The organism is Myxococcus sp. AB056 (assembly GCF_006547365.1).
GTDB classification, from domain to species: Bacteria; Myxococcota; Myxococcia; order Myxococcales; family Myxococcaceae; genus Myxococcus; species Myxococcus virescens.
Genome location: NZ_VHLB01000002.1, coordinates 188874 through 200966 on the forward strand (window position 1 = coordinate 188874; position 12093 = coordinate 200966).

A 12093-nucleotide genomic window follows, 5' to 3' on the forward strand; every position below is an offset into this window, starting at 1 on the left:
CGAGCGGTTCGCGCGTGGCGGTCCCGCCAACATTCATCCACCCCGGCAGGCGGGGCTGACGGGCGGCCTCGTGGCTTCAGGGAACGCCCACCGCTTGCCGCGTCCCGGTGGGGTGGTGAGCTTCCCGTCCACCCAGGGAGGGGCGACCTATGAAGCGGGGCATTCTCACGGGCTTCACCACCGGGCTGCTGACGGCCACCTCGGCCTCCGCATGCCCCACCTGCCGCCCCGACGTGGTGGCCGCCATCCTCGATGAGCACTTCTGGGGCCGGCTGTCCCTCACCGCCCTGCCCTTCCTCATCCTCGTGCTCATCCTGGGCGCGCTGTACTTCGCCACGCGAGAAATCCCTCCCCCCGTGCCGGTGAAGCAGCGCGCGCGGAGACAGGGGCGGGAGCGCTCCCGATGAGTGCCCGGAATCGCGGCCCGCTCGTGCTCGCGGGACTGCTGCTGGGCGTGGGCCTGGGCGGCTTCGTCGACGGCATCCTCCTGCACCAGATTCTCCAGTGGCACCACATGCTCTCCACGCCACTGCCGCCCGATGACGTGGTCCGCATCAAGGTGAACATGTTCTGGGATGGCCTCTTCCATGCCCTCACCTGGGTGATGACGCTGGCGGGCGTGTGGACGCTCTGGCGCGTGGGACAGCGCTCCGACGTGCCGTGGTCCACCAGGACCTTCGTGGGCGCCATGCTGGCGGGCTGGGGCTTCTTCAACGTCGTCGAGGGAATCCTCGACCACCAGCTCTTCGACCTGCACCACGTCAAGCCCGGGCCGAACCAGCTCGCGTGGGATGTGGGCTTCCTCGTCTTCGGCGCACTGCTCATCGCCGTGGGCTGGGCGTTGGGCCGCGCGGGCCGTGAGGACCGGGTCCCCCGGGGCGGACTGCGCGTGCCCCACCCCGCGCACTGATAGCGGCTTCACCACCTGGCGCAGCTGGCAACCCCCGAGCGTTCGCGCAGTGCGGCATTCCTCGTGCCTTCCAGGCGAGCGGCCCCGATTCCATGACAGTGGACTGCGGGCGCGCGTGGCGCTGGTGAGGTACGGAGGGGCGGCGTACATTGCGCGCCCTCCCACAGGGCTGGCGGGGTTCACCGTCGCCGGGCCATGGGCAGGCGCTACCGGAGGGCTCGGCCATGGAGAAGGTACTCAACTACATCGGTGGTGAGCTGCTGCCCGCACGCGGAGGCGGGTGGCTGGACAAGCCCGAGCCCGCGACGGCCGAGACGTATGCCCACGTGCCGGACTCCGACGCGTCCGACGTCCAGCACGCGGTGGAGGCCGCCGCGCGGGCCTTCCCCGCCTGGGCCGCCACCCCGGCCACCGAGCGCTCGCGCATGCTGCGCCGTATCGCGGACGGCATCCGGAGCCGCCTGGATGCCTTCGCCCGCGCGGAGTCCATCGACACCGGCAAGCCGCTATCGGTCGCCTCCACGGTGGACATCCCGCGCAGCATCCTCAACTTCGAGTTCTTCGCGGACGCGGTGACGCAGTTCTCCAGCGAGGCGCACCAGACGGACGACGTGGCCCTCAACTACACCCTGCGCGCGCCGCTGGGCGTGGTGGGCTGCATCTCCCCGTGGAACCTGCCGCTGTACCTGCTGACGTGGAAGATTGCCCCGGCACTCGCCATGGGGAACTGCGTGGTGGCCAAGCCGTCCGAGGTGACGCCGATGACGGCGTACCTGCTGGCCCAGGTCTGCCGCGACGTGGGCCTGCCGCCGGGCGTGCTCAACCTGGTGCACGGCCTGGGCCCCAAGGTGGGCGCCGCGATGAGCGAGCACCCGGACATCAGCGCCATCTCCTTCACCGGCAGCACTCGCACCGGCGCGGAGATTGCCCGCGTGGCCGCGCCCGCCTTCAAGAAGCTGTCGCTGGAGATGGGCGGCAAGAATCCCAACGTCATCTTCGCGGACTGTGACTTCGATGAGGCGCTGGCCACCACGCTGCGCTCGTCCTTCGCCAACCAGGGGCAAATCTGCCTCTGCGGCCCGCGCATCTTCGTCCAGCGGCCCCTCTACGAGCGCTTCAAGGAGGCGCTGGTCACCCGCACGCGCGCGCTCAAGGTGGGAGACCCGCTGGAGGCGGGCACGGACCAGGGCGCGCTGGTGTCGCAGCAGCACTTCGACAAGGTGCTGGGCTACGTGAGCCTGGCGAAGCAGGAGGGTGGCCGCATCCTCACCGGCGGACAGCACGCCAGCGTGCCCGGACGCTGCCGCAACGGCTGGTTCGTGGAGCCCACCCTCATCGAGGGCCTGGACGCGGGGTGCCGCACCAACCAGGAAGAAATCTTCGGCCCGGTGGCCAGCATCATGCCCTTCGACTCGGAGGACGAGGTGCTCGCGTGGGCCAACTCCACCCGGTACGGCCTGGCCGCCAGCGTGTGGACCCAGGACGTGAAGCGCGCGCACCGCTTCGCCTCGCGGCTGAACAGCGGCATCGTCTGGGTGAACACGTGGATGCTGCGCGATTTGCGCACGCCCTTCGGCGGCGTGAAGGACTCCGGTGTGGGACGCGAGGGCGGCTGGGACGCGCTGCGCTTCTTCACCGAGCCGAAGAACGTCTGCATCAAGCTGTGAGCCCCCTACCCCCCACGTGAGGAGAGCACGCCGTGAGCAGTGACAGCGCACGAGTCGATTCGCAGAAGGCCCCCGAACCGGTGGGCCTGTACCCCCACGCCCGGCGCGTGGGCAACCTCCTGTTCCTGTCCGGCGTGGGCCCGCGCGAGCGCGGCACGAAGAAGATTCCCGGTGTGGAGCTGGACGCGGAGGGCAACATCGTCTCGTACGACATCGAGGCGCAGTGCCACTCGGTGTTCCGCAACGTCCGCTACATCCTGGAGGACGCGGGCGCGTCCTGGGACAAGCTGGTGGACGTGACGGTGTACCTCACCGACATGAAGAAGGACTTCCCCACCTTCAACCGGCTGTGGGCGGAGTACTTCAAGGACAACCCGCCGTGCCGCACCACGCTCGAAATCAACCGGCTGCCCACACCGATTGCCATCGAGCTCAAGTGCATCGCCACCATCGGAGGTGAATGAATGGGCCGCCTGACCCCCATCAACTTCAAGAAGTGGATTGATGAGCACCGCCACCTGCTCAAGCCCCCCGTGGGCAACCAGCAGGTGTGGGAGGACCGGGAGTTCATGGTCACCGTCGTCGGCGGGCCCAACGCGCGCACGGACTTCCACATCAACGAGGGCGAGGAGTTCTTCTACCAGCTCGAGGGCACGATGAACCTGCGGGTCATCGACGAGGGCCAGGTGCAGGACATCCCCATCCACGAAGGGGAGATATTCCTGCTGCCGCCCAACGTGCCCCACTCGCCCCAGCGTCCCGCGGGTACGGTGGGCCTGGTGCTGGAGCGCCGCCGCCAGCCGAAGGAGCTGGATGGCTTCATGTGGCTGTGCCCGCAGTGCGGCGAGAAGCTCTACGAAGAGTTCGTGCATGTCACCAACCTGGTGACGCAGCTTCCGCCCATCTTCGAGCACTTCTACGACAACCCCGACAACTGCACCTGCAAGAAGTGCGGGACGAAGGTGGTCAAGGGAGGTCCCGCCCGTTGAAGGTCGACATCCACACGCACCTCCTCCCCGCCGACCTGCCGCGCTTCGCCGAGCGCTACGGCTACGGCGGCTTCATCACCCTGGACCACCACGCGCCCTGCCGCGCGCGCATGCTCCGGGATGACGGCAAGTTCTTCCGCGAAATCGAAAGCAACTGCTGGGACCCGGTGAAGCGCATCGAGGAGTGCGACGCGGCCGGCGTCCACGTCCAGGTGCTGTCCACGATTCCCGTGATGTTCGGCTACTGGACGAAGCCGGAGCACGGCGCGGACCTGGCGCGCTTCCTCAATGACCACCTCGCCTCCGTGGTGCACGCGCACCCCAAGCGCTTCGTGGGCCTGGGCACGGTGCCGCTCCAGTCCCCGGAGCTGGCGGTGCGCGAGCTGGAGCGCTGCGTGAAGGAGCTGGGGCTCGCGGGTGTGCAGATTGGCTCGCACGTCAACGACTGGAACCTGTCCGACCCGGCGCTGTTCCCCTTCTTCGAGGCCGCCAGCGAGCTGGGCGCGTCCGTCTTCGTCCACCCGTGGGACATGATGGGCGAGGCGAAGATGCAGAAGTACTGGCTGCCGTGGCTGGTGGGCATGCCGGCCGAGGTGTCGCTGGCCATCTGCTCCGTCATCTTCGGCGGCGTGCTGGAGCGGCTGCCCAAGCTGCGCTTCGCCTTCGCGCACGGCGGCGGCGCCTTCCCGCACACGCTCGGCCGGATTCAGCACGGCTTCGAGGCCCGACCGGACCTCGTGGCCGTGGACAACAAGGTGCCACCCCGGGACTACCTGGGCCGCTTCTGGGTGGACTCGCTGGTCCACGACCCGGACGCGCTGCGCTTCATCGTCCGCCTCTTCGGGCAGGACAAGGTGGCGCTCGGCAGTGACTACCCCTTCCCCCTGGGCGAGGACCGCCCGGGCACGCTCATCGAGTCCCTGACCGAGCTGGAGCCCGCCGCGCGGGAGCGGCTGCTCTGGCGCAACGCCTTCGATTGGCTGGGACGCGCCCCCGAGGACTTCGCACCATGACGACGCCGCACCCCTTCGAGGACTCCGAGTCCTTCGCGCGGAAGCTGGACGCGGAAGACACGCTGCGCGGCTACCGCGACGCGTTCCACTTCCCGCCCGGCCCGGACGGCAAGCCCGTGGTGTACCTGGCGGGCAACTCGCTGGGCCTCCAGCCGCGCAACGCCGCGCGCTACATCCAGGAGGAGCTGGAGGACTGGGCGCGGCTGGGCGTGGAGGGACACCACCACGGCCGCCACCCGTGGCTGCACTACCACGAGCTCGTCACCGAGCACGCCGCGCGGCTGGTGGGCGCCAAGCCGTTGGAAGTGGTGGTGATGAACACCCTGTCGGTGAACCTGCACCTGATGATGGTGTCGTTCTACCGGCCCACGAAGCAGCGCTTCAAAATCCTGGTGGAGGCCGGCGCCTTCCCGTCGGACCAGTACGCCGTCGCCTCCCAGGTGCGCTTCCACGGCTACGACGCGCGTGAGGCCGTGCTGGAGCTCAAGCCCCGCGCGGGCGAGGAGACGCTGCGCACCGAGGACATCCTCGCCACGCTGGAGCAGCACGGCCACGAGGTGGCGCTGGTGATGCTGGGCAGCGTGAACTACCTCACCGGGCAGGCCTTCGACCTGGCCGCGATTACGAAGGCCGCGCACGCCAAGGGCTGCTTCGTCGGCTTCGACCTGGCGCACGGCGCGGGCAACCTGAAGCTGTCGCTGCACGAAGACGGGCCGGACTTCGCGGTGTGGTGCTCGTACAAGTACCTCAACGCGGGCCCGGGCGCGCTGGGCGGCGTGTTCGTCCACGAGCGGCACGCGAACACCAAGGACCTGCCCCGCTTCGAGGGCTGGTGGGGTCACGACAAGCAGACGCGCTTCCAGATGGGGCCCACCTTCAGCGCGCTGCCGGGCGCGGAGGGGTGGCAGCTCTCCAACCCGCCCATCTTCCAGCTCGCGGCGCTGCGCGCGTCCCTGGAGCTGTTCGACCAGGCCGGCATGGCGGCGCTGCGCGCCAAGAGCGAGCGCCTCACCGGCTTCCTGGAGTTCCTGTTGGACAGGCTGCCCGAGGGCTTCGTGCGCATCACCACGCCCCGGGACGTGAAGCAGCGCGGCGCCCAGCTCTCCCTGCGCTTCCGGGGCGAGCCCCAGGGCCTGCTGAAGCGGCTGGGCGACGCGGGCATCATCTGCGACTTCCGCAAGCCGGACATCATCCGCGCCGCCCCCGCGCCGCTCTACAACTCCTTCACGGACGTGTACCGCTTCGTGAAGACGCTCGAGGGCCACGCCCGTGAGTGAGGCGCGCAAGGACACCGTCACCGTGGTGGGCGCGGGGCTGGTGGGCTCGCTGCTCTCCATCTACCTGGCGCGCCGGGGCCACCCCGTGGAGCTGCTGGAGCGGCGCCCGGACATGCGGCGCGAGCTGGTCGACGCGGGCCGCTCCATCAACCTGGCCATCTCCACGCGCGGGCTGCACGCGCTGCGGCAGGTGGGCCTGGAAGACGAGGCGCTGAAGCACGCCATCCCCATGCGCGGGCGGATGATTCACCCGCCGCAAGGCGAGCTCGTCTACCAGCCCTACGGCAAGGACGACTCGCAGCACATCAACGCGATGTCGCGCGGGTGGCTGAACGCCTTCCTCATGACGGCGGCGGAGGCCACCGGGAAGGTGCGCATCCGCTTCAAGCAGCGGGTGACGGATGTGGACTTCGGCTCGGGCGCGCTCACGGTGCACGACGACGCCACCGGAGAGGCGCGCCAGGAGCCCGGCCGCGTGGTGTTCGGCACGGACGGCTCCGCCTCCGCCATCCGCCAGGCCTTGGAGAAGCGGCCGGACTTCCAGGGGACGCAGGAGCAGCTCGGCCACGGGTACAAGGAGTTGACGATTCCGGCGGGTCCCGGCGGCGCGTTCCAGATGGAGAAGCACGCGCTCCACATCTGGCCTCGCGGCACGTTCATGTTGATCGCACTGCCCGACGAGGAAGGCAGCTTCACCTGCACGTTGTTCCTGCCCTGGCAGGGGCCGGTGAGCTTCGCGTCCCTGGACACACCCGCGAAGCTGGAGGCGTTCTTCGGCGCGCAGTTCCCAGACGCAAAGGCGCTCATCCCGGACCTGGTGGAGACGTTCTTCTCGCGTCCCACGGGCAGCATGGTGACGGTGAAGGGCGCGCCCTGGCACGCGGGTGGACAGACGCTGCTGCTGGGCGACGCGGCGCACGCCATCGTCCCGTTCTTCGGCCAGGGGATGAACTGCGGCTTCGAGGACTGCGTCGTCCTGGACCAACTGCTGGGACAGGGCGCCGGCTGGGAGCAGCTCTTCACGGACTTCGAACGCCTGCGCAAGACGAACGCGGACGCCATCGCCGACATGGCGGTGGAGAACTTCGTCGAGATGCGCGACAGCACCGGCGACCCGCGCTTCCAGTTCCGGAAGGCCGTGGAGAAGGTGCTGCTCAACGCCTTCCCGGGCGAGTTCGTCAGTCGTTACTCCCTGGTGAGCTTCAGCCACGTGCCCTACCGGCTGGCCTATCAGGTGGGTGCGCTGACGGACGGCATCGTCTCCGAGCTGAGTGAGGGCCTGTCGCGGGCGGAGGACGTGGACCTGAAGCGCGCGGCGGAGCTCATCCGGAGCCGGCTGACACCATTCATGAAGGAGCACGCTGATGGATTTCGGACTGAAGGGTAGGCGCGCGCTGGTGATGGGCGCGTCCGCGGGGCTGGGCTACGCCATCGCGGAGGCGCTGGTGAAGGAAGGCGCCACGGTGGCCATCTGCTCGCGCGGTGGCGACAAGCTGGAGCAGGCCGCGAAGAAGCTGGGCGCGGCGCTCGCGGTGCCGTGTGACTTGACGCAGCCCGGGGCCGCGAAGGCGCTGGTCGAAACCGTCAACGCGAAGCTGGGCGGCGTGGACGTCCTCGTGGTGAACACGGGCGGGCCCCCGGCGGGCGGCTTCGAGTCGCTGACGGCGGAGCAGTGGCAGCTCGGCTTCCAGAGCCTGTGGATGGCCGCGGTGGACGGCATCCAGGCGGTGCTCCCGGGGATGAAGGAGCGCCAGTGGGGGCGCATCGTCCTGGTGACGTCGCTGGCGGCGCGCGAGGCGATGAGCAACCTGACCATCTCCAACGGCCTGCGCGCGGGCCTGCTCGGGCTCGTGAAGACGGTGAGCAACGAGGTGGCGCAGCACGGCGTCACGCTGAACGCGGTGCTACCGGGCTATCACGCCACCGAGCGCATGCAGCAGCTCGGGCTGACGGATGAGAAGGTGGCGCCGCAGATTCCCGCGCGGAGACTGGGCCGCCCGGAGGAGCTGGCCGCGCTCACGGCGTTCCTCTCCTCCGAGCAGGCGTCGTACATCACCGGTCAGTCCATCGCGGTGGACGGCGGCGCGCAGCGGGGCTTCTGAGCCAACGGGACTCGGAGGCCGGTGCGCCCACTCACACCAGGGAGCGCACGGCCTCCACCACCTTGCTCCACTCCGGAGCCTTGGGGTCGATGACCTCGAAGTGCCCCGCGCCCGGCAACGTGACGCAGCGGACGTCGTCTCCCAGCTCACGGCCGCGCGCGCAGAAGTCCTCGCTCATCAACACGGGCACGGTGTCGTCCTCCGCTCCGTGGATGAGCACCTGGGGCACCCCGAGCGGCTGGAGCGCCGCGGGCGAGGCCGTGCGATAGCGCTCCGGCACCGAGGACGGCGTGCCGCCCAGGAACGTCTCCACGATGCCGTCCCCCAGCCGGTGCGTGAACGCGCGCGGCAGGTCCACGACGCCCGCCAGCGGCACCACGCCATGCAGGGGCAACGGCGCCGCACTGTAAAGCGCATCGCCGGGCCGCAGCCGGTGCCTGGCCCCCAGCCACGCCGCCAAGTGCCCTCCCGCCGAGTGGCCGAGCGCCACGACGCGTGAGAGGTCCAGCGCATGAGCCTGTGCGAGCGTGCGCAGGAAGTCAGTGCCGCGCGCCACATCCTCCAGCGTGCCGGGCCAGCCACCGCCGTCGTGCCCCACGCGCCGGTACTCCAGGCTCCACGTCGCGAAGCCGCGCCGGGTCAGGTCCGCGCACAGGTGCCCGGCATGCTCCAGGTCGTACTTCGCGCGCCAGAAGCCGCCATGGATGACGACCACCACCGGGTGCGGCCCAGGTCCTTCGGGCATTCGCAGGTCCCCGAACTGGTGGGGCTCCCCGCCATACGCCATGCGCGCATCCGCGGTGGGAGCGGGCGTCTCCAGGACCCACATCGAGCTCATGCGGACATCCTACTCCGCGGCATTCGCCCGCCTGCCTGGCGCCGACCGGGCGCCCTCCCCACGGCCACTCGGCCCACTTCCCGGACGCCCGCAACGGGCCTATCCAGTGCCAGAGCCGCCCCCGGTCCAGCCCCACCGTCCCCGGCCGCCCCAGTGCCCACCGGCCATCCGACCGGGGGCCCCCCTGGCAGGCGTGAGTGTCATCCAGCGGGCTCCGAAGGTTTCATTGCTAAGATTTTATGCTCCACATCTTCAGATTTGGGCTTGATTTCCACTCGGCAAATGTAAATACCAGGGCCCACGGATTCATCCCGCCGCACCGACGGCGAAGAATCCGGCCTGGGAGGCACGAACAATGGACGCGAAGGGGCTACGGACGTTCCTGGAGATTCCCTACGACGAGCTCGAGGAGCGCAACCTCAAGGTCAAGGAGCAGCGCCTCAAGCACATCGCGCCGGAGAAGCTCCGTGATGAGCGCATCGAGTACCTGACGAAGGAACGCGCCATCAAGGCGGTCACCGTGTGCTTCACCGACCTCGAGGGTCGGCTGCACATGTTGGACTACGACAAGAAGTTCCTCATCAAGAGCGCCGACAACCTCACCTTCGACGGCTCCTCCATCCGGGGCTTCTCCGCGCAGCAGGAGAGCGACCTGCGGCTGAACATCGACTGGAGCGCCTTCTACTGGCTGCCCTCGGACATCTTCGGTCCGGGCAAGGTGCTGGTGTTCAGCGAGGTGCACGAGCGTGACGGCACGCAGTACCACTCCGACCTGCGTGGCCGGCTGAAGCAGCTCACCGAGTCGATGTACCAGAAAGACGGCACGGTGGTTCACGCGGCGCCTGAAATCGAGGGCTTCCTCTTCAAGGGCCGCGACGCCGAGCACCACTTCCACGAGAAGGGCCACTTCGACTTCATCTCCACCGGCGGCTACTACCACTCGCTGCCCGGTGACGTGCTGCGCACGTTCATCGACAAGGTGGCCGAGGCCCAGCGCGCCATGGGCTTCCAGAACGAGAAGGACCACCCCGAAGTGGCGCCCAGCCAGTTCGAGATAAACTTCTCGTACAGCGAGGCCCTCATCGCGGCCGACCAGATTCAGCTCTACAAGCTGCTCAGCCGCCAGGTGGCCGCGCAGCTGGACTGCACCGCCAGCTTCCTCCCGAAGCCGGTGACGGGCGTCAATGGCAACGGCATGCACATGAACCTGTCGCTGTCCAAGGGCGGGAAGAACCTCTTCCACGACCAGAACGGACCGGATGGCCTCAGCCCCATGGGCTGGGACTTCATCGACCGCCTCCTCACCAGCGCGAATGACATCTGCCTCACGCTCAACTCCAGCGTGAACGCGTACCGCCGCCTGGACCCGCACTTCGAGGCCCCCAACCAGATCAAGGCCAGCGCCAACAACCGCGGTGCCATGGTGCGCATCCCCTTCGGGAACGAGCGCAGCGCGCGCATCGAGTGCCGCTCGGTGGCGCCGGACGCCAACCCGTACCTGGTGCTCTACACCCTGCTGCGCACCGGCCTGGAGGGCCCGCAGCCGCAGGAGGACGCGGAGACCAAGCGCAGCCGCACCCGCTTCCTGCCGGACAACATCTTCGACGCCATCCGCATCTTCAAGGGCAGCCAGTTCGTGGCGTCCATCCTGGGTGAGGGCGTGCAGAGCAAGTTCGCCGAGCTCAAGACGAGCACGGCCGAGCGCAGCCCGAAGCAGCTGGGCACCCGTGTGAAGTACTCGGAGGTCAAGTTCCACCACGAGGTCACCAACCAGTACCTCTGGAACCAGTTCTAGGAACGGACGTCCGCACCGCCGGATTTCAGGAGCCGCCGCCCTCCCGCGACATGGGGAGGCGGCGGCTTCGTCCGTTACAGCGGCTCGCTGCGAAGCGCCGCTGACGGCTCGGAAGCCCGGGGCCGCGACAGCCGCAGCAGCACCACGCCAGCGATGAGGGTGAGGGCCATGGTGACGCCTTCACGTGGGTTGGCGCCGAAGGCCACCAACGTCAGCCCCAGCCCCAGCGTGGGCACCGCCAGCAAGGCGTGAAGTGGACGCAGCCTCCGCTCGCGCCGCCAGGCCAGCGCGGCCAGCGCCGCGGACGTGACGCCGTACTGCATCAGCACCGCGATGCTGGAGAGGGCGAACAGCTCCGACAGGTCACCCAGGTTGACGAACAGCAGGACCAGCGCCCAGGTGACAGCCAGCGCGCGCACCGGCACGCCTCCGGCGGACATCCCGTCCAGCCCCAGCAGCGTGTGCGCGCCCGACGCCAGCGCGGACAGGTAGCGCGGCGTCGTCACCATCATCCCCAGGCAGATGCCCAGCGCGGACACGCTGGTGCCCGCCTTCACCCACCCTTCGAGCCCGGGCCCGCCCCACACGCCCGCCGCCGCGGCCAGCGGCGCGGCCTGTGAGGCCAGCTCCGGCAGCGCGGCCACGCACGCCCACACCAGGCCCACGTACAGCAGCACCGCCACCAGCAGCGAGCCCACCGTGGCCAGCGGCACGGTGCGCGACGACGAGCGCACCTGCCCCGCAATCACCGGGACGATTTCGAAGCCCTGGTAGGCGAACATCACCGTCAACCCCGCCCGCAGCCACGACACGTCCACGGCCGGGCCCGCGGGCACCGCCGCGGCGGGAGGTGGCCCCGACAGCGCCAGGAACGCCACCAGCAACGCGGCCAGCGGCAGCAGCTTGAAGACGGTGAGCGCCGTCCAGGTCCCCGCCGACACGCGGATGCCGGACGCCACCACGCCCGCCAGCGCCGTGACGAGGACGGAGGCGAGCACCGACTGCCCCAGGGCGCCCTCCAGGCCCAGGGAGGGCGCCACCGCCTGGGAGAGGCCCGCCACCACCGCGGCGGTGCTCAGGAACGCGCTGACGTAGGCCACCCACCCCACCAGGAAGGACGCCCGCTCTCCAAAGGCCGCGCGCGCGAAGAGGACGGGACCGCCGTCCGCGTCGAAACGCCGGCCCAGCACGGCGAAGGCCAGCGCCACCGGTATCAACGCGAGCCCGGTGAGCGCGAAGGCGGCAATGGCGCTGGCCCCCGGCGCCAGCGCGGCGACCTCCGCCGGGGCGAAGAAGATGCCGACGCCGACGATGCCATTGACGCCAAGCGAGAGGAGCTGGAACGGCCCCACCGGACGCGACGCGGATGCGACAGCGGGGGCGGAGGAAGGAACCGGCACGGAGGTAGTTCACTACACCTCAGCGCCTGACACCAACGCACCGGGTGGGTCCCCCCGATATGGTTGTGGGCGCCGAGCGTTTCAGCCCGACATCCAGGCCGT

12 protein-coding genes are annotated in these 12093 nt (G+C 69.5%); 10 read left to right on the forward strand and 2 right to left on the reverse strand.

All coding sequences use genetic code 11. The annotated features are described in order from the left end of the window. Window positions 1-149: 149 nt before the first annotated feature. From FMP39_RS01875 to FMP39_RS01915, 9 genes are all read left to right on the forward strand, one after another. Window positions 150-407, forward strand: coding sequence for a hypothetical protein (locus FMP39_RS01875; RefSeq protein ID WP_141588315.1), 258 nt, complete (start codon window positions 150-152; stop codon window positions 405-407). Further along, complete coding sequence (locus FMP39_RS01880; RefSeq protein ID WP_141588316.1) at window positions 404-910, forward strand: DUF2243 domain-containing protein; 507 nt, start codon at window positions 404-406, stop codon at window positions 908-910. The genes FMP39_RS01875 and FMP39_RS01880 overlap by 4 nt, the downstream gene beginning before the upstream one ends. 224 nt (window positions 911-1134) lie before the next feature. Further along, a complete protein-coding gene (locus tag FMP39_RS01885) occupies window positions 1135-2577 on the forward strand; it encodes an aldehyde dehydrogenase (protein ID WP_141588317.1) in 1443 nt (480 codons plus the stop codon). A gap of 32 nt (window positions 2578-2609) precedes the next feature. Next, window positions 2610-3041, forward strand: a complete 432-nt coding sequence (locus FMP39_RS01890) for a RidA family protein (protein WP_011551041.1) — start codon at window positions 2610-2612, stop codon at window positions 3039-3041. Further along, entirely contained in the window at window positions 3042-3566 is a 525-nt protein-coding gene (gene nbaC, locus FMP39_RS01895) for a 3-hydroxyanthranilate 3,4-dioxygenase (protein WP_141588318.1), read from the forward strand. It abuts the gene before it with no gap. Then, entirely contained in the window at window positions 3563-4579 is a 1017-nt protein-coding gene (locus tag FMP39_RS01900) for an amidohydrolase family protein (protein ID WP_141588319.1), read from the forward strand. The genes nbaC and FMP39_RS01900 overlap by 4 nt, the downstream gene beginning before the upstream one ends. Continuing rightward, on the forward strand, window positions 4576-5856 hold the full coding sequence (gene kynU, locus FMP39_RS01905; protein WP_141588320.1) for a kynureninase: 1281 nt from the start codon (window positions 4576-4578) through the stop codon (window positions 5854-5856). The genes FMP39_RS01900 and kynU overlap by 4 nt, the downstream gene beginning before the upstream one ends. Continuing rightward, on the forward strand, window positions 5849-7243 hold the full coding sequence (locus FMP39_RS01910; protein ID WP_141588321.1) for an NAD(P)/FAD-dependent oxidoreductase: 1395 nt from the start codon (window positions 5849-5851) through the stop codon (window positions 7241-7243). The genes kynU and FMP39_RS01910 overlap by 8 nt, the downstream gene beginning before the upstream one ends. Beyond that, window positions 7221-7958, forward strand: a complete 738-nt coding sequence (locus FMP39_RS01915) for an SDR family oxidoreductase (protein ID WP_090485419.1) — start codon at window positions 7221-7223, stop codon at window positions 7956-7958. The genes FMP39_RS01910 and FMP39_RS01915 overlap by 23 nt, the downstream gene beginning before the upstream one ends. A gap of 31 nt (window positions 7959-7989) precedes the next feature. Here the strand turns inward: FMP39_RS01915 and FMP39_RS01920 are convergent, their stop codons facing one another. Further along, on the reverse strand, window positions 7990-8796 hold the full coding sequence (locus FMP39_RS01920) for a S9 family peptidase (protein WP_141588322.1): 807 nt from the start codon (window positions 8794-8796) through the stop codon (window positions 7990-7992). A gap of 355 nt (window positions 8797-9151) precedes the next feature. Here FMP39_RS01920 and FMP39_RS01925 point away from each other — a divergent pair, with 355 nt between their 5' ends. Next, window positions 9152-10591: a glutamine synthetase family protein gene (locus FMP39_RS01925; protein ID WP_141588323.1), complete on the forward strand. Its 1440-nt coding sequence runs from the start codon at window positions 9152-9154 to the stop codon at window positions 10589-10591. Window positions 10592-10665: 74 nt separating this feature from the next. Here FMP39_RS01925 and FMP39_RS01930 read toward each other — a convergent pair whose 3' ends face one another. Beyond that, the gene (locus FMP39_RS01930) at window positions 10666-11943 is read right to left on the reverse strand and encodes an APC family permease (protein WP_141588344.1); all 1278 of its coding nucleotides are present in this window, start codon (window positions 11941-11943) and stop codon (window positions 10666-10668) included. Between the last annotated feature and the right edge of the window lie 150 nt (window positions 11944-12093).